This is a genomic window from Aeromonas sp. YN13HZO-058 (genome assembly GCF_001921245.1).
Taxonomy (GTDB): Bacteria; Pseudomonadota; Gammaproteobacteria; order Enterobacterales; family Aeromonadaceae; genus Aeromonas; species Aeromonas allosaccharophila.
Genome location: NZ_MQSY01000079.1, coordinates 34,279 through 58,687 on the forward strand (window position 1 = coordinate 34,279; position 24,409 = coordinate 58,687).

The 24,409-nt window shown below is 60.8% G+C and carries 18 protein-coding genes; 7 read left to right on the forward strand and 11 right to left on the reverse strand.

The window, feature by feature from the left end:
* Positions 1-3,105 (forward strand): efflux RND transporter permease subunit, encoded by a 3,105-nt coding sequence (locus BSP75_RS20285; protein WP_075114417.1) that lies wholly within the window; start codon positions 1-3, stop codon positions 3,103-3,105.
* Between the two features lie 60 nt (positions 3,106-3,165).
* Here BSP75_RS20285 and BSP75_RS20290 read toward each other — a convergent pair whose 3' ends face one another.
* From BSP75_RS20290 to BSP75_RS20300, 3 genes are all read right to left on the reverse strand, one after another.
* Entirely contained in the window at positions 3,166-4,251 is a 1,086-nt protein-coding gene (locus BSP75_RS20290; RefSeq protein WP_075114418.1) for an HlyD family efflux transporter periplasmic adaptor subunit, read from the reverse strand.
* A complete protein-coding gene (locus tag BSP75_RS20295; protein WP_058054103.1) occupies positions 4,248-4,703 on the reverse strand; it encodes a hypothetical protein in 456 nt (151 codons plus the stop codon). The genes BSP75_RS20290 and BSP75_RS20295 overlap by 4 nt, the downstream gene beginning before the upstream one ends.
* Before the next feature lie 147 nt (positions 4,704-4,850).
* Positions 4,851-6,035 carry an outer membrane protein transport protein gene (locus tag BSP75_RS20300; protein ID WP_075114419.1) on the reverse strand — a complete coding sequence of 395 codons (1,185 nt, stop codon included), beginning with the start codon at positions 6,033-6,035 and terminating at the stop codon, positions 4,851-4,853.
* A 521-nt stretch (positions 6,036-6,556) separates the two neighbouring features.
* On the opposite strand from BSP75_RS20300, the gene BSP75_RS20305 reads away from it, so the two are divergent.
* The 5 genes from BSP75_RS20305 to BSP75_RS20325 all read left to right on the forward strand — a co-directional run bounded on the left by BSP75_RS20305 (position 6,557) and on the right by BSP75_RS20325 (position 13,298).
* Positions 6,557-7,309: a transporter substrate-binding domain-containing protein gene (locus BSP75_RS20305; protein ID WP_075114420.1), complete on the forward strand. Its 753-nt coding sequence runs from the start codon at positions 6,557-6,559 to the stop codon at positions 7,307-7,309.
* Between the two features lie 48 nt (positions 7,310-7,357).
* Positions 7,358-7,852 (forward strand): hypothetical protein, encoded by a 495-nt coding sequence (locus tag BSP75_RS20310; RefSeq protein WP_075114421.1) that lies wholly within the window; start codon positions 7,358-7,360, stop codon positions 7,850-7,852.
* Positions 7,853-8,152: 300 nt separating this feature from the next.
* Positions 8,153-9,661 carry an efflux RND transporter periplasmic adaptor subunit gene (locus BSP75_RS20315; protein ID WP_075114422.1) on the forward strand — a complete coding sequence of 503 codons (1,509 nt, stop codon included), beginning with the start codon at positions 8,153-8,155 and terminating at the stop codon, positions 9,659-9,661.
* Positions 9,662-9,734: 73 nt separating this feature from the next.
* Positions 9,735-12,875: an efflux RND transporter permease subunit gene (locus BSP75_RS20320; RefSeq protein WP_075114423.1), complete on the forward strand. Its 3,141-nt coding sequence runs from the start codon at positions 9,735-9,737 to the stop codon at positions 12,873-12,875.
* Between the two features lie 60 nt (positions 12,876-12,935).
* Positions 12,936-13,298, forward strand: coding sequence for a copper-binding protein (locus BSP75_RS20325; protein WP_075114424.1), 363 nt, complete (start codon positions 12,936-12,938; stop codon positions 13,296-13,298).
* 104 nt (positions 13,299-13,402) lie between these two features.
* Here BSP75_RS20325 and BSP75_RS20330 read toward each other — a convergent pair whose 3' ends face one another.
* The 6 genes from BSP75_RS20330 to BSP75_RS20355 all read right to left on the reverse strand — a co-directional run bounded on the left by BSP75_RS20330 (position 13,403) and on the right by BSP75_RS20355 (position 20,422).
* Positions 13,403-14,320, reverse strand: coding sequence for an iron-siderophore ABC transporter substrate-binding protein (locus BSP75_RS20330; RefSeq protein ID WP_075114425.1), 918 nt, complete (start codon positions 14,318-14,320; stop codon positions 13,403-13,405).
* An 83-nt stretch (positions 14,321-14,403) separates the two neighbouring features.
* The gene (locus BSP75_RS20335) at positions 14,404-15,207 is read right to left on the reverse strand and encodes an ABC transporter ATP-binding protein (RefSeq protein WP_075114426.1); all 804 of its coding nucleotides are present in this window, start codon (positions 15,205-15,207) and stop codon (positions 14,404-14,406) included.
* Positions 15,207-16,244 carry an iron ABC transporter permease gene (locus BSP75_RS20340; RefSeq protein WP_075114427.1) on the reverse strand — a complete coding sequence of 346 codons (1,038 nt, stop codon included), beginning with the start codon at positions 16,242-16,244 and terminating at the stop codon, positions 15,207-15,209. Before BSP75_RS20340 ends, BSP75_RS20335 begins: the two co-directional genes overlap by 1 nt.
* A 7-nt stretch (positions 16,245-16,251) precedes the next feature.
* Positions 16,252-17,268: an iron ABC transporter permease gene (locus BSP75_RS20345; RefSeq protein ID WP_064339787.1), complete on the reverse strand. Its 1,017-nt coding sequence runs from the start codon at positions 17,266-17,268 to the stop codon at positions 16,252-16,254.
* 104 nt (positions 17,269-17,372) lie between these two features.
* Positions 17,373-19,340, reverse strand: a complete 1,968-nt coding sequence (locus tag BSP75_RS20350; RefSeq protein ID WP_075114437.1) for a TonB-dependent receptor — start codon at positions 19,338-19,340, stop codon at positions 17,373-17,375.
* Between the two features lie 278 nt (positions 19,341-19,618).
* Positions 19,619-20,422: a siderophore-interacting protein gene (locus tag BSP75_RS20355; protein ID WP_075114438.1), complete on the reverse strand. Its 804-nt coding sequence runs from the start codon at positions 20,420-20,422 to the stop codon at positions 19,619-19,621.
* 321 nt (positions 20,423-20,743) lie between these two features.
* Here BSP75_RS20355 and BSP75_RS20360 point away from each other — a divergent pair, with 321 nt between their 5' ends.
* Entirely contained in the window at positions 20,744-22,261 is a 1,518-nt protein-coding gene (locus tag BSP75_RS20360; protein ID WP_058052087.1) for an HD domain-containing phosphohydrolase, read from the forward strand.
* A gap of 93 nt (positions 22,262-22,354) precedes the next feature.
* Here BSP75_RS20360 and BSP75_RS20365 read toward each other — a convergent pair whose 3' ends face one another.
* Positions 22,355-23,620, reverse strand: a complete 1,266-nt coding sequence (locus BSP75_RS20365; RefSeq protein WP_075114428.1) for a TIGR03503 family protein — start codon at positions 23,618-23,620, stop codon at positions 22,355-22,357.
* Positions 23,617-24,351 (reverse strand): DNA polymerase III subunit epsilon, encoded by a 735-nt coding sequence (dnaQ, locus tag BSP75_RS20370; RefSeq protein ID WP_042656957.1) that lies wholly within the window; start codon positions 24,349-24,351, stop codon positions 23,617-23,619. The genes BSP75_RS20365 and dnaQ overlap by 4 nt, the downstream gene beginning before the upstream one ends.
* Positions 24,352-24,409: the final 58 nt, after the last annotated feature.

Sequence of the window (24,409 nt, forward strand, 5' to 3'; positions counted from 1 at the left end):
ATGTTTTCCAAGTTCTTCATAGAACGCCCCATCTTCGCCAGCGTGATTTCGATCATTATCGTGCTGAGCGGATTGGCGGCGATGCGTTCGCTCCCCATCGAGCAGTATCCCCAGATCACCCCACCCGTAGTGCAAGTCACGGCCTACTACTCGGGCGCGACTCCAGAAGTGATCTCTCAGACCGTAGCCGCGCCACTGGAGCAGCAGATCAACGGTGTAGAAAACATGATCTACATGCAGTCGGGATCAGCCTCCAACGGTCAGATGAGCCTCAACGTCTACTTCGACATCGGCACCGATCCGGACCAGGCCACCATCAACGTCAACAACCGGGTCTCGGCCGCCATGGCCCAGCTACCGGATGAGGTGAAAAAGCAGGGGGTAACGGTTCGCAAAAAATCCACCTCGATCCTGCAGGTAGTGACACTGCAGTCTCCGGACGGAGAATTTGATACCACCTACCTGTCGAACTACGCCCTGCTCAACATCATTGACGAGCTCAAGCGGATTCCCGGCCTGGGTGATGCGACCCTGTTTGGCGGTACCGACTATGCCATGCGGATCTGGTTGCGACCGGATCGGCTGGCCCAGCTCGAACTCACCCCGAGCGATGTGATCGGCGCCATTCGCGAGCAGAACACCCAGTTCGCGGCAGGCAAAATCGGCGCCCAGCCCACCACGACCCCTATCGACTTCACCTACACGGTGCAGACCAAGGGTCGCCTTGAAGATGTTAAGGAGTTCCAGGACATCATCGTCCGCTCCATGCCCGATGGCTCCAAGATCCGGGTGCGCGATGTCGCTCGGGTCGAGCTGGGCGGCAAGGATTACGATGTGACCGCCAGTGTCAATGGCAAGTCGGCCATCGGTATTTTCACCTACCTGCAACCGGGCGCCAATGCGGTGCAAGTGGCAGAGGATGTGGAAAAAACCATGACCCGCCTGCAGGAGCGCTTCCCGCAGGGACTGGAATACCGTATTCCCTATGACACCACCGAATTCGTGAAAATCTCCATCGAAGAGGTGGTCCACACCCTGTTCGAGGCGATCTTGCTGGTGTTCGTGGTGGTCTACCTGTTCCTGCAGAACTTCCGTGCCACCCTGATCCCCTGTATCGCGGTACCGGTATCCTTGATCGGGACCTTCGCCGGCATGCTGGTGCTCGGCTTCTCCATCAACCTGCTGACCCTGTTTGGCATGGTGCTCGCCATCGGTATCGTGGTGGATGACGCCATCGTGGTGCTCGAAAACGTCGAGCGGATCATGAACGAGAAGAAGTGTTCGCCCAAAGAGGCTGCCATCCTCGCCATGAAAGAGGTGTCCGGTCCGGTAGTCGCCATCGTGTTGGTGCTCTGCGCCGTGTTCCTGCCAGTCGCCTTTATGGGTGGCATGACAGGGGTGATGTACAAGCAGTTCGCTATCACGGTCGCGGTCTCGGTCGCCATCTCCGGTCTGGTGGCGCTGACCCTCTCCCCTGCCCTGTGCGCCGTACTATTGAAAGAGGGGCACCACAAACCGGCCCGCTTCTTCGTCTGGTTCAACAGCAGTTTTGACAAGCTGACCAACCGTTATGTGCGCGGTGTGGCCTTCCTCAACCGCCGGGTTGGCGTGGCCTTTTGCATCATTGCGGTGATCGTCGGATCGATCGGCATTCTACTGATGAAGGTGCCTGGTGAGCTGGTGCCCAATGAAGATCAGGGATACCTCATCTCCTCCATCATGTTGCCGGATGCGGCGTCATTGACCCGTACCCAGGCAGTGGCCAAGAATTTCGACAAGATCATCATGAACAACCCGAACGTGCAGGATGTGGTGACCTTCTCGGGTTTCGATATTCTCTCCAACTCCATTGTCAGCAACCGGGGGCTCTCTTTCATTCCTTTGAAAGATTGGGCAGAGCGGAGCGAGGCGGGACAAAGCTCGTTCGATCTGGCCAAGAAGTTCCAAGGCTATAGTGCATTCGGGCTGGCTGATGGCTTTGTCGCCTCATTCAACCCGCCACCCATTCAGGGGATGTCCACCACCGGTGGCCTCGAAGCCTATCTGCAAAACCGTGGCACCGGCGATGCCCAGGCCTTCTCCGGCGAAGTGGAGCGCCTCCTGGAAGCAGCCAAACAACGACCGGAGTTTGCCAGCGTCACCACCACCTACCGCGCCAACGTGCCACAGGTCTATCTGGACCTTGATCGCGAAAAGGCCAAGGCACTGGGGCTGCCGATCAATGCGGTGTTTGACACCATGCAAGCCACCTTCGGTCAGGTCTATGTCAACGACTTCAACCAGTTCGGCCGCACCTACCGGGTGCAGTTGCAGTCCGAGGCGGACTACCGCGCCAAGAAGAGCGACATCCGTAACGTCTATGTCCGCTCCGACAAGGGAGAGATGATCCCGCTCAGCAGTCTGGTGACGGTGCGTGACGCCACCGGCCCCGAACTGGTGGAGCGCTTCAACATCTTCCAGGCTGCCAAGATCATGGCCCAGCCCGCCCCCGGCTACAGCTCGGGTCAGGCCATCGCTGCGCTGGAAGCGGTCGCCAACGATACGCTGGGCAACGATGCCAAGCTGGAGTGGACCGGTTCCGCCTATCAGGAGAAAGCGGCCGCAGGCAGCGCAGGCACAGCGTTCGGCTTCGGTATCGTGATGATCTTCCTCATTTTGGCCGCCCAGTATGAACGCTGGACCCTGCCGTTTGCGGTGATCACCGCCGTGCCGTTCGCCCTGTTCGGCGCCCTGCTGGCCACCTGGCTGGTGGGCCTGACCAACAACGTCTACTTCCAGATCGGGCTGGTGACGCTCGTCGGCCTTGCCGCCAAGAACGCCATCCTGATCGTGGAGTTCGCGGTGATGAAACACGAAGAGGGGATGAGCCTCATCGAGTCGGCACTGGAGGCGGCGCGCCTGCGTTTCCGCCCCATCGTGATGACCTCGCTCGCCTTCATCCTCGGCTGTGTGCCGCTGGTCACCTCCAGCGGTGCCGGTGCAGCAAGCCGTCACGCCCTCGGCTGGCCGGTGATCGGCGGCATGCTGGCGGCCACCTTTATCGCCATCTTCTTTATCCCGCTCTTCTTCCGGCTCATCATGCGCCGCTCGGAGAAACAGGCCTGACCACTTCGGTCTCGCTCACCAAGCCCCTCCCTCATGGCGGGGCTTTTTTATGTCCGTGCGTTACATGGCAAACAGATAGGCCTTCATCGCCTTGAGACGCACAGTGGCAGCACCGATGATGTCGATAAAGCCGAGCAGCGGATGGGGTTTGTGTGCCGAGATCCAGGCCGAACCGGTCGCCCCGATGGGCAGCACGACCCCTTCCGGCTCCAGCATGTCTAGCACCACGGTACGGCCATGGCTGGACATGTTGTTGCCCACATGTTGGCGCACATGCTGATCACCCTGCATCGCGTTCAGCTGGGCCTCACCCGTGCCGGTACGCACCGAGTGAACCCGAGCCCGGAATACCCGCCCCGGATAGGCATCCACATAGAATTCGGCAAACTGGCCCGGTTCAATGGCGCGGTAGCTCTGATCCGGAATGCGAAACTCCAGAAACTTGCGCGAGGTATCGTAGAGGTGCATGTTGCCGGTACGCGAGCCGTTGGCCAGATTGACCACCGACACCTGACCGTCGAACGGGGCACGGATCACCTTCTCTTCGTTCCGCCGTTGTTGCAACGCCAGCTCGCTCCCCAGATTCTGCACCTGGGCCTCGATCATCTTCACCTTGGCCTCGCTGACACTCTGTTGCGCCAGATCACCATCGATCTGGGCCTGCAACTGATCGCGGCTCTGAATGCTGGAGTAGCTGCCCAGCTGGGTCAACCGCGCCAGCTCTTTGCGATTGAGGGTCAGCCGCGACAAAATGGCGCGCTGCTGGCTCAGCTCGGCGCTGATCTGGGCCTGCTGGGCGTCGATCTGGTGGCTCAGGGCTTGTGCCTTGCCATCGCTCTCCCAGTTGGCGAGGGTGTAGATGGGCTGGCCCTTCTTCACCTGCTGGTTGTGGACGACATGGATCTCGTCGATCTGGTGGAACTGGTTGGTGCCCAGCAAGGGGCCCAGCACCGCATGAGGCGCCTTGACCGTGGCCGAATCGGTGAAGTCCACCGGCGCCAGATGGCGGGAGGTGGTCAGCAATCCGAGGGCCAGCAAGGCCCCGATCGCGGTGCTCCAGAAACCGGTCTTGAGGTTCCAGGGCAGCACCTTCAGCTTGACCAGCAACCAGACGATCAGGATATAGGGCAGCAGGATCTCTTTCACGATGGCTCCCCTTGATGACGACCACGGCGAATCCCATGGCCGATGATCTGGCTCATCCGCTCGGCCAGCACATCCCAGCGGGCAAAGGCGATAATGATGGCCAGCACCCACCAGGTCTTGTCGATAAACAGCCCGCACAGGGAGAGGGCGAACACCAGGGTGATATGTACCGACTCGGACAATTTGGCACGATGCACGGCAATCTCGTGCAGTTGCCACAACAGATGGATCAGATAGAGCACGACATAGAGGGTAATGACGGTGATCACCCCCATAAAGATCTCGGAATCGAGCAGTACCATGATGGCTGGCAGGGGATGACTGAACTGAGCTGCATCAACCGGATAGATGCTGGCCCCTTTCGAGAAGAAAATTACCAGAGCGACCGTGACCAGAATAAACGCCAGGCGCCAAAGCCACCGTGCTAACGCAGAGGCAGGTTGTGATGACATTCGCTGTTGCTCCTCGTGTAACGGGTGATCAAACGGGTGTCCCTCGAGGGTCACCCGGCTCATACCCCCGCCGGTTGGCAATAACCAGACCGGCTACGGGCAGGATGGAGAAGCCCCCAACCTGTGGGGGCTTGCTTGACTCACGCCTCAGAACTGGTGCTGCACACCGATATTGAAGAAGTTGAGATAGCTGTTGTTGTAGGTGCCGGAGATCTCCGGACGCCCCTTACCATTTTGGTAAACCGCCATATCCCCCAACCAGGCCAGGGTGTAGCTGGCTTCCAGCTTGGTGGCCGGGCTCAGCTGGTAGCTGGCACCCAGACCCCAACGCCATCCCTCACCCATCGGCAAGTTGACGGTACGGTGGACATCGTCCACGGCACTGCTGTCATAAGCGATGCCACTGCTCAGACGCAGAGCGGGGGTAACGTCGAACTGGGTACCCAGGCTGAGGTGCCAAGTGTCCTTGTAGTGCATATCAACGGTTGTGCTATATGGCACAGAATTCACGTCAATGTCACCAAAGCGGGACCACTGCTGCCAGTTGGCGCTGGCCAGCAAGGCCCACTGGTCGTTGAGCTGGTGATAACCACTCAGGGTGACGGTCTGCGGGATCATCATATCGACGCCCAGACCGGCAAGATTGACCTGGGTAAACAGCTGATCTTCCAGCTTCCACTTCAGTTCGGAGAAGTAGCTCAGGCCGATGCGGGAGTGTTGATCCAGCTCGTAGAGCACCCCGAAGGAGCCGCCATAGGCCCAATCGCTATCGGAGAACTCACGACCCGCGAAATGATTTGCCGTCATATCCAGCGAGGTATCCAGACTGCCGTGCATGGCGATCAGGCTGGCCCCCACCGACCAGTTGGCGTCGATGCGGTAGGCCAGGCTCGGGGCAAAAGCGATGCCGGTCAGCTTGGCGGCTTGCACATAGCCGCTGCCCTTCCAGCCATCACCATAATCGATACCCAGACCATGGCTGCCAAACATGCCGAAACCGGCGACCCACTGGTCATTGATGGCATGGGTCAGATAGACGCTGCCGAGCGGCGCGGTCTGCAACGCATTGCCGCCGTTGTTGCCGCCATTGTCCAGATCCAGCTCGAGATCGCCGTATACCACACCGCCATTGACCTGCAGCTGGGTACCTTCCAGCTTGGTCATACCGGCCGGGTTGCTGGCGATGGTCTCTGCCCCCTGGGCACGGGCGGCAGCCCCTGCGTTGGCCAGCGCACTGTTGGCAGTGCTGGTTTCGTAGAGGGCAAGGCCGCCAGCCATTGCTGAAGGGCTCAGCAAAGCGGCAAGCATCAGCGACAGCAGTCGTTGCTGCATTTCGATACTCCTGAATAGTGAACAAGGGGGCACCCGAGAGGGTGTGCATCTCAACAAATGACATTTCTGTGTCTGGCAATCAGCATCCGGGAGGCCAACGGCTTTATATTGCACGTTCGTGGCGTCACGCTATTGAAGGGTTGGCAAGCATGTTGTGAGGCCCGCTTCCCTGTTGCAACCGGCATCCGGACGCAGGAAACGCACCATCACTCAATAGTGGTGATTGACTGGCGCGCATCCTAACGGGATGAGCGGCAAGCTTCATTAGGGTTGGGCATACGCAATAGTTAAGTATTACTTAACTGTTTAGCCTCAACACCCCAGCCCTGTTACACAGCACAGGCCCAGGTCCCTCTTCTGCCAGCAGGGAATGGCGGATAAGGCTCACCCTGAGCGGCGAGTGTAACCGCCTCTCCGACAGCCGGTTTTCCCCTCCCCAGTTTTCCCGTTTGCGGGATGCAGCGCAAAATGGCACCGCCATCCTCATCTAGAATCAGAGGACATCATCCGGGAGTGATTTCATGCTGATCGAATGGTGGCTCTCAGCCACCCTGGCAAGCTCGACCCTGACGGCCTGCGGCCACCATGACTATCCTCCGTGGAACTGGCACGCGGACGGCAAGATTGTGGGCGTCTGTGCCGAGGTAGTGAGCACTCTCTATCAACGGCTCGGCCTCAAGGTCGATCTCTCCTATGTGGGGCCATGGGCTCGCTGTCAGCAAAAGGTGGCAGCGGGCGAGGTGGACATCAACATCTGTGCCCTGCGCAACGAGGAGAGATCGCGCTACTCCCGTTTTACCCAGACCCCGATGGCGATCAACGACATGGCGGTGTTTGTGCGCCAGCCCAGCAACCGCTTGCTGCAACAACGGGATGATCTGACCGGATTGCGGGGCGCCATGATGATAGGGGTCAGCCTCGGCAGCGAGCTGGATGGTTTTTTGCAAGACCATACCCGCATCCACAGGGTCAACTCCCTCAAACAGGTATTTGGCCTGCTGGCCAATGACAGAGTGGACTTCGTGCCGTATGGCCGCTCTTCCGGCCGACTGTTCCTGAGAGAAAATTACCCGGATAGCGGTCTGGCGGATCTGTTGTGGCCACTGCAGCGGGGCGAGCTCTATATTTCCGTCTCGCTCCGTTCCCCCCATCTTGGCACCCTGGAGCAACTGGAACCCATGCTGCAGGCACCGGGAATGAGCCAGTGGATAGACCAGTTGCTGGAAAAATACAGTGACCTCTACCTGCAGCAGCAGCGCCAGCAGAAGCCTTGACCTTCTCCTGCGAGCAAGGTTTAGAGTTTGGCAACTCGCCCCCTAAGGATGCCCGGATTGTCACTCACCCAGCTTGCTGCAAGATTGCCCTCAGTTGCTCTGGCCCGGCTATTGCTGGCGCTGCTGCTCATCTGCAACCTGACCCTCTGCATCAGCTGGCACGAGGCGCAACCCGCGCTCGACACCTCGCCCCGACAAATGGCCTCCCAGCCTCACAGCATGGTGATGGGTGGCGATGAGCCGATGGCGGTCATGGATCACCAAACCCCTACCGCGTCCCTCTCCTGCCATCAGGGGATGGGAGATGACGCCACCCCAAGCGGTGACTGCCAGATGCAGACCGGCGTCTCTGGCGCAGCCAACACCCTGCCGCTGTTTGGCATGCTGCTCTCCCTGTTTATCTTGCCGCTGCTGCTACTGCCCACTGGAGCGGCGAGCAGCGTACTGGACAACTGGCTGCGCGACCCCTTCTTGCGATCCCGCGGTACTCACCCTCCCTCCTGGCCGCGCCGACATCTGATGCTGTCGGTGCTGCGTCACTAGAACGATCTTCTACTGCGTGCCTGCGGCAAGCTTGACCTTGCCCGTGTCTGCACGCCTTGCTTGACCCTGTGACCACTGGCCCCGCCAGCAGCAGGGAGCCGTGCGTCTGCTGACTCGTCAGCAACGCCCCGTTTGCCGCCAGCCCCTTGGGTGATGCCTTGCACCTCACCCGCCCGGCGGCCTGCACAAGAGAAGACGTATCATGTCACCAGCCCACTTTTCACCGTCCAAGGTTGCGGCCTTCGCGAGCACCCTATCCTCCTGCACGTTCTGCACGCAGATCCGCGCTGGAGGCCACTCATGAACAAGACCATCCTGATGTCAGCCCTGTTGCTCGCCCTTGGTGCCGGTGGCGGCTACTGGGTCGCCAAACAGAGCACCGCTGGCACCGCGGCCAAGGAGAAGACACCCCTTTACTGGGTCAACCCCATGGATCCCCGCGACAAGCGCGATGCCCCCGCCAAGGACAACATGGGGATGGACTTTATCCCCATCTATGAGGAGCAAAAAAATGGCTCGCCGGGCACAGTCACCATCAGCCCCGAGATCCAGCAGAACCTGGGGGTACGGCTCGCCAAGGTGGAGAAGCTGCCCATCCACCAGCAGATCGAAACGGTGGGCTATGTCGGCTATGACGAAGACAAACTGGAGGCTGTCAACGCCCGCATGGCGGGCTGGATCCGTACCCTCGCCATCAAGAGCGAGGGGCAGCAGGTGACCAAAGGCTCCTTGCTCTACGAGATCTACGCCCCGGATCTGGTCAACGCCCAGCACGAGTATCTGCTGGCCCTCAACACGGCTAACCCGCTGCTGCTGCGCGCCGCCGAGGGCAAGCTCAAGTCCCTGCAGGTACCGGCAGATCAGATTGCGGCCCTCAAACGCAGCCGTCAGGTGCGCGAAACCATTGGCATCTATGCCCCCAGCAGCGGCTATGTCTCCGAGCTCAAGGTGCGCGAGGGGCAGTATGTGGAGCCCGCTGCGGCCCTCTTTAACATCAGCACCCTCAAGCAGGTGTGGGTCAGTGCCGAGGTGTTCGAACGTCAGGCCGCCCAACTGAAAGTGGGGGATCCGGTCACCATGACCCTCGACTATGCCCCCGGTCGTAGTTGGCAAGGTAAGGTGGATTACCTCTACCCGACTCTGGATGCTGCCACCCGCACCCTCAAGGTGCGGCTGCGCTTCGCCAACCCGGACGAGTTTCTGAAACCCAATATGTTCGCCAAGGTGAGCATTCGCACCGGGCAGGGGGAACCCCGGCTGGTGGTACCAAGCGAAGCGGTGATCCGCACCGGCAGTCAGGATCGGCTGGTGCTGGCACTGGGGGATGGCAACTTCAAGTCGGTGGCTGTCACCCTCGGCCCCCAGTTTGGCGACAAGGTCGCCATCAAGGCAGGGGTAGAGGCTGGGGATAGCATCGTCAGCTCGGCGCAGTTCCTGCTCGACTCCGAATCGGCCATCGATTCAGATTTCCAGCGTATGACGGCGGTGCGTCCCGCCCTGGTGTGGACCCAGGGCGAGGTTGAAAGCATCGATCTGGCCAACCGCACCCTGATGGTCTCCCACCAGCCCATCCCGGAGTGGCAGTGGCCCGCCATGGAGATGGAGTTCACCGTCGCCGACGGTGTGGACATCAGCAAGCTGGCCGAGGGGCAGACCCTGCACCTGCAAGTGATGCAGGAGGGGGATGAGTACCGCATCACCACCATCCATCAGGAGAAGGCACCCGATACTAACGGCGACGCCAAGCCTGCAACGGATGAGATGGAAGGGATGGACCATAGCCAGCACGATATGGGAGCCAAGTCATGATCCCTGCCATCATTTGCTACCTTGCCGATAAACAGGCTCAGCTCTCTGCACCAAATGAGCAAGGAGCCCAATCATGATCCCGTCGATTATTCGCTGGTCAGTGGGCAACCGCTTTCTGGTACTGCTGTTGACCCTCATGCTCACCGCCTGGGGGCTCTGGTCGGTCAAACAGACCCCGGTAGACGCCCTGCCGGATCTCTCTGACGTGCAGGTGATCATCAAGACGGCCTATCCGGGCCAAGCGCCCCAGGTGGTGGAGGATCAGGTCACCTATCCGCTCACCACCGCCATGCTGGCGGTGCCGGGGGCAACCACGGTGCGCGGCTACTCATTCTTCGGCGACTCCTTCGTCTACGTGCTGTTTGACGACAACACCGACCTCTACTGGGCCCGAGCCCGGGTGCTGGAGTACCTAAGCCAGGTTGCGCCCAACCTGCCCGCCTCCGCCCGCCCCCAGCTCGGCCCCGATGCCACCGGGGTGGGTTGGGTCTACCAGTACGCGCTGGTGGACAGAACCGGCAAGCACGACCTCAGCGAGCTCACCTCGCTGCAAAACTGGTTCCTCAAATACGAACTGCAGACGGTAAACGGGGTCTCCGAGGTCGCCACAGTCGGCGGCATGGTGCGCCAGTATCAGGTACGGGTCGATCCGGACAAGCTGCGCGCCTACGGTATCCCGCTCTCCCTTATCGAGACCGCCATCAAACAGGGCAATCAGGAGACCGGCGCCTCCGTCATCGAGATGGCGGAGGCGGAGTACATGGTGCGCTCCAACGGCTATCTGAAGAGCGTCGAGGATCTGAAGCAGATCCCGCTCGGCACCACTGTGCGCGGCGCCTCGCTGCTGCTGGGGGACGTGGCGGATGTGGTCACCGGCCCCCAGATGCGGCGCGGCATCGCCGAGCTTAACGGTGAGGGGGAAGTGGTGGGCGGCATCATCGTCATGCGCTACGGCGAGAATGCCCAGCACACCATCGACGGGGTCAAGGCGCGGCTAGCCCAACTGAAAAGCAGCCTGCCAGAGGGGGTGGAGATCGTCACCGTCTACGATCGCTCCGACCTTATCCAGCGCGCCATCGACAACCTCTCCGGCAAGCTGCTGGAGGAGTTCGCGGTAGTGGTGCTGGTCTGCCTCGCCTTCCTGTTCCACCTGCGCTCGTCGCTGGTGGTGGTCATCTCCTTGCCCATCGCTATTCTGGTGGCCTTTATCGTGATGCACCTGCAGGGGATCAACGCCAACATCATGTCCCTTGGTGGCATCGCCATCGCCATCGGTGCCATGGTGGACGGCGCCATCGTGATGATCGAGAACGTCCACAAGCACATGGAGCGGGAGGCGCTCACCGACAAGAATCGCTGGCGGATCATCACCGAGGCGAGCATAGAAGTGGGGCCCGCCATCTTCTTCTCCCTGCTGATCATCACCATCAGCTTCCTGCCGGTGTTCGCGCTGGAGGCGCAGGAGGGGCGGATGTTCCACCCGCTCGCCTACACCAAGACCTACGCCATGGCAGCCGCAGCCGGGCTCGCCATCACGCTCGTTCCAGTAATGATGGGGTACTTCATCCGTGGCAAGGTGCTGGCGGAGCAGGCCAACCCGCTCAACCGCTGGCTGAGCCAGGGTTATGTGCCACTGCTCAAAGCCGTCCTGGCTCGTCCGAAAACCACCCTGGCCATCGCCGCCGTGGTCACGGTGGCGGGCTTCTGGCCACTCAAGTACCTGGGCTCCGAGTTTATTCCGCCGCTCGACGAGGGGGACATCATGTACATGCCCACCACCGCGGCCAATATCTCGGTGGGCAAGGCGCGGGAGATTTTGCAGCAGACCGACAAGCTCATTCGTACCGTGCCCGAGGTGCAGAACGTGTTCGGCAAGGCGGGGCGCGCCGAATCGGCCACCGACCCGGCGGATCTGGTGATGATGGAGACCAGCATCCAGCTCAAGCCCCGCGATCAGTGGCGCCCCGGCATGACCCCGGAGAAGCTCAAAGAGGAGCTCGACGCCCTCATCCGCTTCCCCGGCCTCACCAACGCCTGGGTGCCCCCCATCAAGACCCGCATCGACATGCTGGCCACCGGCATCAAGACCCCGGTCGGCATCAAGATAGCGGGGCCGGACCTCAAGGTGATCCAGCAGCTCGGCCAGCAGCTGGAACAGATCGTCGGCAAGGTGGAGGGGGCAGCATCGGTCTACGCCGAGCGGGTGGCCGGTGGCCGCTACGTCAAGGTGGACATCGACCGGCTCAAGGCGGCCCGTTACGGCCTCAATATCGCCGACGTGCAGGCGGTGCTCGCCACCGCGGTGGGCGGCATGGAGGTGGGCCAGACCATCGAGGGGCGCGAGCGTTACCCCATCAACCTGCGCTATCCCCAGAGCTATCGCGATTCGGTGGCCAGCCTCGAGCTGCTGCCGCTGGTGACGACGAGCGGTGCGCGTATCGCGCTGGCGGACGTGGCCAGGGTCTATATCAGCGACGAAGCGCCCATGCTGCGCAGTGAAAACGCTCGCCTCAACGGCTGGGTCTACGTCGACATTCGCGGCCGCGATATCGGCTCCTTCGTCGATGAGGCCAAGGCCGAAGTCGGCAAGCAGCTGGTACTACCGGCAGGCTATGCCCTCACCTGGTCAGGGCAGTACGAGTACATGGAGCGGGCCAAGGCGCGCCTCGCCTACGTGGTGCCGCTCACCATCGCCATCATAGTGCTGCTGCTCTATCTGGCGTTTCGCCGCGTTCAGGAGGTGCTGCTCATTCTCACCACCTTGCCGCTGGCGGTGGTGGGGGGGATCTGGACCCTATGGCTGCTCGACTTCAACCTCTCGGTAGCGGTCGGGGTGGGCTTTATCGCCCTGGCCGGGGTGGCGGTGGAAACCGGCGTCCTGATGCTGGTCTACCTCAACCATGCCTGGGATGACCTCATCGCCAGCGGCAAGCCGGACAAGGCGGGGCTGCACCGGGCGGTGATCCACGGCGCCGCCCTGCGCCTGCGCCCCAAGATGATGACGGTGGTCACCATCATAGCCGGCCTCTTGCCCATCATGTGGAGCCACGGCACCGGATCCGAAGTGATGCAGCGCATCGCCGCTCCCATGATTGGCGGCATGGTGAGCGCGCTGGTGCTGACCCTCTTGGTACTGCCCGCCGCCTACTACCTGTGGCGCAGTCGTTCCCTGCAACAGCTGACCACCGCGGATCAGCAGGAGTCATCACACTGATGAACAGAACATTTTCAACCAGACAAACAGCAACCCCATAAGCCAGACAAGGAAACCAGGATGAACTACAAGACGCTGACACTGACCCTGCTGATGGGCCTCGCTACCCACACCAGCCTGCAGGCTGCCGAGATGATGAACCATCAGGGCCACGACATGAGCCAGATGGGGCAAATGGAGAACATGAGCGAGATGGGCGACATGATGATGACCAAGGGAGTCGTCACCCGCATCGATGCATCCAACGGCAAGGTCAGCATCAAACACGAGGCCATCGACAACCTCAAGATGCCCGCCATGACCATGGTGTTTCGGGTGGCTGAGCCGGCCCTGCTCAAAGATCTGAAGGTGGGGGATTCGGTGCGCTTTCACGCCGAGAACCCGGGTGGCAAGCTCACCATCACCCAAATCCAACCGCAGTAAACACCCGGCTAGCTTGGGGCCGCGCGGATAAGCAAAGAGGGAGGCATCAGCCTCCCTCTTCTCTTGGTTAACTTTTTGGTCAACCCCAGCTGTGCAATGGCAGCTCAGCTGCGGGTTGCCAGCAACTGCTCCACATCCTCAATCACTTTGAGGGCCGCCTGCGGGCCGCCGCTGGAGGTCCAGAGCGACCCGTCCACGGCGCCAAAGCGCTTGGCCTTGATCACCGGCAGCTGCTGGAACGCCGGGGTCTGCTCCGCCTGACGCATGGCATCTACCGCATCACCGGTGGCGCTCAGGGTACCAACCACCAGCCAGTCGGCATCCAGCAGGTTGAGGGACTCCAGACTGAGCGCCGGTGAGTGGGGCGCGCCAGTACCCTGTTGTTTACCCGGACGCACCAGCCCCATCGACTCCACCACGCTGCTGGCAAAGGTGCCCTGATACATAAAGCTCGGCCCCTTGGGGTTCCAGCGCACTATGCTGATGCTCTCCCCCTGATGCTTGGCCAGCTTGCTGCGAGCCTGAGTCAACCGCTCGGCGTACTGCAGCAAGAATGTATCGGCTTGCTGATCGCGATTAAGGGTGTGGGCGGTGCGGCGGAAGCTATCCTGCCACGGCTCACCCCACTTGCTGGTCACCACGGTCGGCGCGATCTCCCCCAGCAGCGTTAGCAGCTCGGGGCGGGTCTGGCCGGTCAGGATAAGGTCAGGCTCCAGCGCAATCAGCGACTCCAGATTGGGGCTGTCGAGATCGCCGATCACCTGGATCCCCGTGCCCGCCTTGTTCAGCAAATAGCGTGGCAAGGTAGGTTGACCACGGCCATTGACGGCACCGATGGGGGTCAGCCCCAGGGTCAGGGTGCTGTCGAGTTCGAGCTCGCTCAGCACCACCACCCGCTTTGGCTGGACTGGCACCTGCACCTGCTGGCCAAACGCATCGGTCACTTCACGTATCTCCTGCGCCTGAACCAGCGGGGCGGCCAGCATCAGGATGGCTGCTGCCAGGGCGGCAAAACGCTTCATCATCTCACTCCTTCTCGTTGCACGGCCCGGATAATCGGCCGCGTGGATACACTCGGTGGGCCCACAGAGCAGGCCCATATGACTCAACTCGCCGAACGCAGGGCGTGGCCATGTTCGTGGCGACGGGGCACGATAATGGGCGCTCCGTCGCCGGGGGCATGCAGAATATCGACACTGGTCTGGTAGAGCCGGTCGATCAGCGCCTTGGTCACCACCTCCCGGGCCGGGCCCATGGCTGCAATGGTCCCCTCGCCAATGGCGATCAGCTCGTCACAGTAGCGGGCCGCCATCGCCAAATCGTGGATCACCAGCAGCACGGTTTTGCCTTCGGCGGTGATGCGGTGGATTGCCTCCATCACCTCGGTCTGGTGGCCGATATCGAGGGCGCTGGTGGGCTCGTCGAGCAGCACCATGTCGCTGTCCTGGGCCAGGATCATCGCCAGCCACGCCCGCTGTGCCTGCCCGCCGGAGAGCGACGCAGCGCTCTGCTGCCAGATGCTTTCAAGCTGCATCCGCTCGCAGGCACTGCGCACCATGCGGGCATCCTCCTCGCCCCACTGATTGAACCAGCCCTGATGAGGGTGACGGCCATACTGCACCAACTGTTCCACCAGAATGCCGGCAGGCAGGGTCGGCCGCTGGGGCAGATACGCGAGCTCCCGCGCCAGCCCCTTCATGGGATAGCTGGCAAGCGGCTTGCCCTTGAGCAGGATCTCGCCGTTTTGGGCTTTCATCTGGCCGGAGAGCAACTTGAGCAGGGTCGATTTGCCGCAGCCATTGGGGCCGACGATCCCCACCAGCTTGCCCCTCGGCACGCTGAAGGAGATGTCCCGCAGGATGGGAGTCTGCTGATAGGCGAAGTGGAGGCGATTTACGGTGAGCGTCATCAGTCAGCCCTCTGGCGATCGTTAACAAGAAGAAACAGCAGCAACAGGCCGCCGAGAATGCGGGTCATGATGCCGGTCGCCACCTCGTGGGGGCTGGCCAGCACCCGGACCAGGGTATCGCTGGCAAGCAGCAACAGGGCGCCGCTGAGTGCCGCCAGCCAGAGTGGCACCACCCGGTCTTTCACCAGCCAGGAGGCAAGGATGGGGGCCGCCATGGCGATAAAGACCACGGGGCCACCGATGGCGGTGCCGAGCGCCGCCACCAGAATGGCCTGTGCCAGAATGCCCAGTTGCACCCGATCGCCGTTGACGCCAAGCCCTCTGGCCATCTCGGGGCCAAAGCGCAGCACCGCCAGCGAGCGGGAGAGATAGACGATCCAGGGGCAGAGCAGCAGCAACAGGATGGCAATGGGAGTGATGGTGCTGTACCCCACGGCGATAAAGCTGCCCATGTTCCACAGATAGAGGGAGCTCAGGTGCAGCAGGGCCTGGGTGGACATCACGAACTGGCCGAGCGCCTCCAGCAGCTCGGAGAGGCCGATACCGATCACCACGAACAGATAGCCCTGCTCCCCCGGTTTGCGGCAGAGGGCATAGAGCACCAGCGCCGCGAAGATAGCGCCGATAGGTGCCGCCCACCAGGGCCAGCTGCCCACGGTCAGATAGAGGGAGAAGACGATGATGGCAAGGGAAGCGCCGTTGTTGACCCCCACCATGTCGGGAGTAGCCAGCCGGTTGCGGATCAGGGTCTGCACCAGACAGCCGGAGAGCCCCATGGCGGCCCCCGCCACCACGACCCCAAGGATGCGCGGCAGCCGGATCTTGAACAGGGTAAGCTGCTCAAGCCGCGTCCCCTCCCCCAGCAGAGTGTTGACCACCCCGGCAAAGCCGAGCTTGCCGCTGCCAACGCTCAGGGCCAGCAGAGCCAGCACCAGCAGCGCCACGGCCAACAACGCCAGCCAGCGCCAGCTTGGCAGATGGATCAGCAAAGAGCGGTTGCCTGCCCGCAGGCAGAGCATATCGGTAGGTGTACGCATCAGCCCCTCACTTGACGGTCAGCAGGGTTCGAAAGCCCCCGCGATGAACGATGGCGATCAGCACAGGTGCGCCGATCAGGGCCAGAATGACGCCGTTGGGCAACTCGAACGGCTGGATCAGCCAGCGCGCCAGAATGTCGGCCAACAGCAGAAACAGCATGCCGAACAGGGCGGAAAAACAGACCTGCACCGACAGTTTCACCGGCTCCACCAATCGGCCACAGTAGGCGGCCAGAAAGCCGACAAAACCGATGGGGCCTGCGATGGCGATGGCACTGGCGGTAAACAGGGTGGCGGCCAGCAGCACGCCAATCCGCACCCGGTTGGGACGGATCCCGAGCGCCTGGGCCTGACTGTCCCCCATCTGCATCAGGGTCAGCTGGCGACAGAGCAGCAAGGTGATGACAAACGCCGCCAGCACGAAGGGCAGCACGGCAATGATGGCATCGAGATTGGCCGCCGACAGGGAACCTAGGTTCCAGAAGCGGTACTGCTCCAGCACCATCTTGTTGGAGAGCAGCAGAAAGCTGGAGAGACCGCCGAAGGTGGCGGAGAGAGCCACCCCGACCAGAATGAGCTTGAGGGGGTTGGAGCGGCCAATCATCATGCCGAGCCCCAGCACAATCACATTGCCGAGCAGCGCGCCGAGCCCAGCCCAGAGCAGATAGCCGTAGGCGGACTCCACCCCGAACCAGGTGAGCCCCACTACTAATGCAAAAACGGCACCGGCGTTGACCCCGAGCAGGCCGGGTTCTGCCAGCGGATTGCGGGTCGCGCTCTGCAACAAGGAGGCAGCCAGAGATAAAGAGGCGCCGACCACCATGGCACAGAGGGTGCGCGGCAGTCGCAAGGTATTGAGCACCATGGCAAGCTTCTCGTCGCCAGCCCAGCGGGCATCCCCCATCAGGTAGCCGAGTACCTCGCGGGCACCATAGACGCCCGCACCGGTGGCGAGCGAAAGAGAAAGCAGTATGAACAGGAGGAACAATCCCAGCCAGAACAGCGAGGTCTGGTCTCTAAACACCCTTTAACTCCTTATGATTGCAATGCCATGTGGTTGAAATAAATGCCGTCACCCGGGGTGATGGCAACAACGGGAGCCCGCCAGTGCGGGTTCCCGCTCAGCCATTACAGCTTGTAGGCCACACCGGCATAGACAGTGCGCCCGTCGAGGATCTGATCGGCCTCGGTGGCAACCCAGTCACGCTTGGTATTGGTCAGGTTGTTGAGTCCGAACTTCAGATCCAGTGCCCGGGTGGCGTTCCAGACTGCCCCGACATCCAGGGTGTGGAATCCGGCGGTGGTCTCATATGTGGTGCCGCTCATGCGCGGAACCGGAAGGATCTGGCTGCCGGTGTAGTTCCAGCCGAGCTGGGTACTCAGGCTCTCGATGACCTGCCACTCCAGCTTGGCGTTGGCGGTATGCTCCGGGGTCCGATAGAGATCCTTGCCGCTGGTCTTATCCTCCCCGTCGATCAGGGTGACGTTGCTGGAGAGGGTCAGAGTATCGGTGAGATCAAACCAGCCGCTCAACTCCACCCCCTTGATGCGGGCCTTGCTGACGTTCTGATAGGTCATCACCGCCGGACGCCAGGTGGAGGTCCATGCCTCGCTCTGGATCTTGTCCTTGATATCGTTGTGGAAGGCGGTAACCCCGGCGCCCCAGAACGAACCATCGTAGGCGGTACCCAGCTCGTAGCTGACGGCGGTTTCCGGTTTCAGATCCGGGTTGCCCACCACGGCGCAGCGACCGCGACAGGCGGCTACTGCATAGTCCGGGTTGGACTGGGCAATGGTCGGCGCCTTGAACGCCTTGCCAATGCCGCCCTTGACCACCCAGTTATCAGTCAGGCTGTAGAGGGCATAACCACGAGGGCTGAACTCGGTACCATAGGTCTCGTGGTGATCGACCCGGCCACTCAGGGTCAACGCCAGATCGCCAAAGCCAAACTCATCCTGCAGATAGAGCGCGCTCTGGTTGACGCTGACATCACCCCCCTTGAGGTTGACGTTATGCTTGAGTTCGGTGATGCGGTACTCGGCACCGCTGGTCAGCAGGTGGCTGCCCAGATAGCCGCTCAGCTGGCCATCGAAGGTGTGGTTGGTCTGACTCACATCGCCGCTGGTCTTGCTCAGCGCCGTCATCAGTTCGGAGTCATCTAACAGATCAACCTGCTCGAAGGCATAGCCGACCCGACTGTCGAACTGATCCCAACGGCCGATGTGGGTGGCGTTGAGCCCCAGGCGCTCCATCTGCTGGATATTGCGCGGCGTCTGGCCGTAGTTGTTCCAGTGGGCCTCGCGATCGTCTTTGGCGTAGTTCATCCCCACATCCAGATCCTGACGATCATCGATCAGCCATTTGACGTTGGAGAGGATCCCCAGCTTTTCACGCTGCTCGATGGCATCGGCCTTGGGGTTGATGCTCTGCTCGCTCTGCCAGGCGTCCCGGTGGTTCCCTTCCACCACCAGGTTGGCCAGCAGTTTGTTGTCGATCAGCGCCCCGCCCACATAGGCGCTCGCCTTGTTGATATCCCCGCCGTGACCGTCGGTGGGGTCGCTGAAGGTATAGGTGGCCGCCGCTTCGGTCTTCTCCCCGGGTTGGCGCAAGATGACGTTGACCACCCCACCCAGCGCATCTGCACCGTAGAGGGAGGAGATGGGGCCGCGGATCACTTCGATACGCTCGATGGCCGCCATGGGGATGGCCGAGAGATCGAAATCATTGCCATAACCGGAGGTAAGGGCGTCGCGGGAGCTGATACGCCGGCCATTGACCAGCAACAGGGTGTAATCCCCCTCCAGCCCGCGCAACTTGATCTCGCTGCGGCCGTAGCTGGTAGCAGGGCTGATATTGACCCCCGGCAGCTGTTTCAGGGCGCCGGTCAGATCATTGACATTGAGCTTGTCGAGCTCGGCCCGGGTCACCACAGAGACGCTGGCCGGGGTGGTCAGCTCGCTGTGCCGGGTTTTGGTCGCCGTCACCACCATGGTTTCATGAGCGGCGGCAGGCGCAGTCCCTTGGGCCAGAACTGGCAGGGCAAAAAGGGACAACACCAGCGGATGCACTGCAAATCGTCGGGATGATGTACGCATCATCAACACTCCACATAAAACAACCAAGGCCAACACCACCGACATCCCTGTCTGACCTCGCCAGACCCGGTGCAAAGTGATGGAGTTCATCGGCATGAACTGTCATCCATGCCCCATAACCCCGAACATCAGTGCATTACGGCAGGACCTGCGTTGTGCTATGCCACGCGCAGCCATCAATAACAAAAACGCCGTGCCGACTGACATCGGGACGGCGCAATACTAAATGCAAATCATTTTTATTTGCAAGTGTGAATCAGGTATTCTTTCGCATCCGCTTAATTATCCATCACATCGTGACGAGTCTGGTGATAGGCCTCTTCACTCTTGCCCCGCCGCCAGTACGGCACGGCGTAGAGCGACTGGCGATCCACCTCGAGCACAGACCGAAAATGGCGGCGCAGCGGCAACACCAGCGCCTCTTCCCCACCCAGCCAGAAGAAGCCGCCATCGCGCACTAGCGGCAGAGCAACCACATGCTCCAGCAGGCCGCTAAGCTCGGGCTCGCCGACAAACCAGTGACAGCGCACCCCGACCGGCAGCGTCAACGGTTGAGCATCCGCCTGATCCGGCACCAGTATGGCGATCTCCCCTCTGGCATCGGCAGGCATCACCTCGCACATCGCCATGATGGCGGGCAAGGCGGTGAGATCCCCCACCAGACAGTAGTGATCGGCCGGTTGCAGCATGGGGTTGGGACCACCCGGCCCGGAGAGGATCACCTTCTGCCCCGGTTTGGCATGGGTGGCAAAGGCGCTGGCTGGCCCGCCGTCACCGTGCAGCACGAAGTCGATGTCAAGCTCCTGCGCGTCGCGGCGAAACGCCCGGATGGTGTAGGTGCGGATCACCGGCTTGTCCGCCGGGTCACTCCAGCGCGGGCCGCTCGGGGTCATGGCAGGCAGCACCGGCTCTACCTGATGGGGCTGGGCCAGCATCACCTTGATATGGGCCCCGCCGCAGGTAAAGGGATAGTCAGCCAGTTCGCTGCCAGCAAAGGTGATGCGGCGCAAATGGGGGGTGATCCGGGTAACGGCCTTGACGGTCAGCAGACGGGGACGATTGGGAGGCAGAGATGGGGACACGATGGGCTCCTCGTTGAGTGTGTCACCCATGCTACACGCAAATAGGAATTACTATCAAATAGGATTCCTTCTCGCCGGCCCCGGCGGGAGGGATGTGCAAGAGCCGCGCGATATGGTGCGGCAATCGAGATCACGAGTGGCGCGGATGCAATCCAGCCTCATGATTGTGCGAAGAAAGCCCTCGCCAACGGTCACCGGAAGTGGCGGTTCCATTTGCTTATTCGACCATTGTTTTTCGAGATCAAATTTTATTTCTCAATAAGTTTCCTATCCTTAGTGAAGCAGTTAATGTAAGCACAGGATGCCAAACAGGATTGTATGATGGATGACCAAATCCTGATTATTGATGATGATGATCTCGCCCTTCCCGACACGCAACAAGCGGGCTGGAAGGTGATGATTGTTGACGATGAGCCCGAAGTGCATCGCATCACCAAAATCACCTTGAACAAATTCGAGTTTGACAATCGCCCCATTGACTTTCTGCATGCCTATTCCGCTGCAGAGGCAAAAAAGCTGCTGGCCATCACCCCTGATGTCGCGCTGCTGCTGCTGGACGTGGTGATGGAGGTCGACCACGCGGGCCTCGATGTCGTCAAATATGTCCGTGAAGAGCTGCAAAACAAGATGGTGCGCATCGTATTGCGTACCGGCCAACCCGGCCAGGCGCCGGAAGATGACGTGGTCACCAACTACGACATCAACGACTACAAGGATAAAACCGAGCTCACCTCCCAGAAGCTGCGCACCCTGCTGCGGGCCAGCCTGCGCTCCTATCGGGATATCCGCACCCTGGAGAGCAACCGTCAGGGGCTGGAAAAAGTCATCGAAGCCTCCAAGGGGATCTTTGAGAAGCGGGCCCTGCGCCAGTTTGTCGAAGGGGCCCAGGAGCAGTTGAGTGCCCTGCTCCATCTGGGCGAGACCCAGATCTACGACGTAAAGCAATACGCCTATGAGGTGAGAGATCAAGTATTGGAGCCTCTGCTCCCCGGCCATCCCGCCATGCTCCTCACGGAAGCGCCGGAGATCTTGCGCCAAGCCATGGGCAAGCGCAGCAATGTATACGGCACCAATCAGATGGTGCTCTATTGCCAGAACCAGCGCCACCACCTGCTGTTCCATATCGAGACCACTCGTCAACTCAGTCAGATCGATACCAGTCTGCTGACCCTGTTTACCGAAAACATCATAGTGGCGCTGGAAAATATCCGGCTGAACGAGGTGATCGCCGACAATCAGCGGGAGATCATCTACCGCATCGGCGAACTGGTCGAAACCCGCTCGAAAGAGTCGGGGCTGCACGTCAAGCGGGTCGCGCTCTATACCGAGCAGTTCTGCCTGCTGCTGGGGATGAGTGAAGAGCAGAGCGAGCTGATCAAAAGAGCCTCACCACTGCACGACATTGGCAAGGTCGGTATTCCCGATGCCATCCTGCACAAGCCGGGCAAGCTGACCCCGGAAGAGTGGGAGATCATGAAAACCCATGCCCAGCTCGGGCAGGATATGCTCTCCGGCAGCGATCTAGCGCTGTTCCAGATTGGTGCCACCATCGCCGGCAATCACCATGAGAAGTGGAATGGCAGTGGCTATCCTCGTGGCCTGAAGGGAATGGATATTCCGCTGGAGGGACGGATCGTGGCACTGGCCGATGTATTCGATGCCCTCGGCTCGGATCGCTGTTACAAGAAGGCGTGGCCACTGGACAAGGTGCTGGCGCTGATTGAGGAGGAGAAGGGTCAGCACTTCGACCCCCAGCTGGTCGAGCTGATGCTGGCCAATCTGGACAAGTTCCTCGAGATCCGCGAGCAGAACAAGGATGTCTATATCGGCGAACACTGATATCCGGTTTGTTCCGTTTATGAACTCAAAAAAACCGCCCTGCTTATCAGGGCGGTTTTTTATATCTGGCATCACGCCACTGCAGAGCGACGGTTACTGCTCCGGCAGGTTGAGATCCAGCTTGGCTGCCGGCGGCCCGGACTGCTGACTTTCGGCCTGTGCCGCCGCCAATGCGCGTTTGAAGGCTCGCCGTTTTTGCATCACCACAAAGCCGACACCACCCAGCATCACCAGCAGCACGCCACCACCCGCCAATACCCAGATCAGCCAGCCCATCTCCTCCTCGGCCGGAGCCTCATGGGTTGACTCGGCACTGGATGCCGGTGCGGCAGCCGATACCACCTCTACGGGAGGGGGAGGCGGCGGGAAGATATTGAAGGTTTTGACCGGCAACTCGATTTTCAGCTCGCGGCCGAGGCGAGTGGTGCCATAGAGGGTTGCTTTCACCACATGCTGACCGACCTCCTTGATGATGGAGAGATCGATATCAAGCTTGGGCTCACTGGCGGTCTCGCTGAACTCGTAGAGGCCGCCCACATTGCTGGTCACACTCCCCTTGATCACCACGGAGGCGGGATCCAGCTCATCACGGTCGATCAGCAGCGACAACTTGGCACCCAGCTCTTCCGAAGGCGGCGCCAGGTTATAACTGAACGGATAGGGGTAGAGCAGTACATCCTGATAACGGGCGCGGACAAACACCTGATTACCGGTACTGAACATGGCGCGGTACTTGCCACCGGGTATATCTTCCAGTGTCACTTCCGCGGTCATAATACCGTCACCCGGCACTTCGTCGAGACCCTTGCCGTCATCGCGGTAGTGGCCGAGCACCTGATCCAGTACGACCTTTTGCTGGCTGGCATCGCTAAAGGATTGCAGCTTGACGGTCATGCCAAGGTCAGAGAGATAGTATTTATCTTTCGGCGGCTGGCCATTGATCAGCAACCACGCCTTGAGCTTGGCCACCTCCCCCTGATAGAGCTGCATCGGCAGGGCGGCGATATCGAGCCGGATATCGGAGAGAATACGCACCCGGTTGTCGGGGTCCACCTCACCAATCGCCTGCCAGGGACCCGGCATGGGATTGCGCAGGGTAATGAGATCGTGCTCCGGCAGTGCCAGCCAACCCACCTCGGCGGGTTTGACCTTGCCCACGTAGAGCTTGCTGCCATCGGGACGAACCAGGATCACCGACGGAGTGCCCGGCTTGCGCTTGACGATGAAGGTGATCTCCTTCACCCCGTAATCGATGCGAAAGCGGTTATCCAGCAGCGGGATATCGGAGGGAGCAAACACCTCGGTCGCCAACGCGCCCAGCGAGAGCAACAACAGCAGACCGGCACACCACTTGCTCATTGCCGCCACAGACAACTTCCTCCCTTTTTCTGCACCAGATCCAGCCTCGCCTCGTGCAGAGCCTCTACCTCGGCGCTGGCGCGCACCACCTTGAGGGCGGGCCGATTGCTCTCCAGCCGGCGAATACTGGTGTCCTGATTGCTTTCGTTTTCGTTGCTTTCACTGGCCAGATTGAGTTTGGTCTGGCCACCGGTCATCAGCAGGTAGACATCTGCCAGGATCTCCGCATCGAGCAAGGCCCCGTGCAGTGTCCGGTGGGAGTTGTCTATGCCATAACGATCGCACAGCACATCCAGGTTATTGCGCTTGCCGGGGAAGAGATCCCGCGCCATCGCCAGGGTATCGGTGATGGAGCAGATATCGGCGGTCTTGAAGCCGAGACCGAGCTTGCTGAACTCGTAGTCCATGAAGCTCACGTCAAACGGCGCGTTGTGGGCGATCAGTTCGGCACCGCGGATGAATTCGATGAACTCGTCGGCGATCTGGCTGAACGATGGCTTGTCGCGCAGGAACTCGTCGGTGATACCGTGTACCTGGATCGCTTCCGGGTCGACCAGACGATCAGGCTTGATATAGACGTGATAGTGGTTACCGGTCAGCTTGCGGTTGATCACCTCCACACAGCCGATTTCGATAATGCGGTGACCCAGATAGACAGGGCCGCCTGCCGTATTCATACCTGTGGTTTCAGTATCCAGAATGATCTGGCGATTCAGTTGGGGTGTGTTCATGATCCAATCTATGTCAAACTTCGGCTTTACTTACTCGCTAGTTTACCCCAAGCCTCAT

Coding starts and splice junctions, on each gene's coding strand:
- BSP75_RS20330 (WP_075114425.1), bottom strand. CDS start 14,320: ATGAAGCGTTTTGCCGCCCTGGCAGCAGCCATCCTGATGCTGGCCGCC.
- BSP75_RS20335 (WP_075114426.1), bottom strand. CDS start 15,207: ATGACGCTCACCGTAAATCGCCTCCACTTCGCCTATCAGCAGACTCCC.
- BSP75_RS20325 (WP_075114424.1), top strand. CDS start 12,936: ATGAACTACAAGACGCTGACACTGACCCTGCTGATGGGCCTCGCTACC.
- BSP75_RS20300 (WP_075114419.1), bottom strand. CDS start 6,035: ATGCAGCAACGACTGCTGTCGCTGATGCTTGCCGCTTTGCTGAGCCCT.
- BSP75_RS20295 (WP_058054103.1), bottom strand. CDS start 4,703: ATGTCATCACAACCTGCCTCTGCGTTAGCACGGTGGCTTTGGCGCCTG.
- BSP75_RS20340 (WP_075114427.1), bottom strand. CDS start 16,244: ATGCGTACACCTACCGATATGCTCTGCCTGCGGGCAGGCAACCGCTCT.
- BSP75_RS20360 (WP_058052087.1), top strand. CDS start 20,744: ATGGATGACCAAATCCTGATTATTGATGATGATGATCTCGCCCTTCCC.
- BSP75_RS20365 (WP_075114428.1), bottom strand. CDS start 23,620: ATGAGCAAGTGGTGTGCCGGTCTGCTGTTGTTGCTCTCGCTGGGCGCG.
- BSP75_RS20310 (WP_075114421.1), top strand. CDS start 7,358: ATGCCCGGATTGTCACTCACCCAGCTTGCTGCAAGATTGCCCTCAGTT.
- BSP75_RS20305 (WP_075114420.1), top strand. CDS start 6,557: ATGCTGATCGAATGGTGGCTCTCAGCCACCCTGGCAAGCTCGACCCTG.
- BSP75_RS20350 (WP_075114437.1), bottom strand. CDS start 19,340: ATGCGTACATCATCCCGACGATTTGCAGTGCATCCGCTGGTGTTGTCC.
- BSP75_RS20315 (WP_075114422.1), top strand. CDS start 8,153: ATGAACAAGACCATCCTGATGTCAGCCCTGTTGCTCGCCCTTGGTGCC.
- dnaQ (WP_042656957.1), bottom strand. CDS start 24,351: ATGAACACACCCCAACTGAATCGCCAGATCATTCTGGATACTGAAACC.
- BSP75_RS20285 (WP_075114417.1), top strand. CDS start 1: ATGTTTTCCAAGTTCTTCATAGAACGCCCCATCTTCGCCAGCGTGATT.
- BSP75_RS20320 (WP_075114423.1), top strand. CDS start 9,735: ATGATCCCGTCGATTATTCGCTGGTCAGTGGGCAACCGCTTTCTGGTA.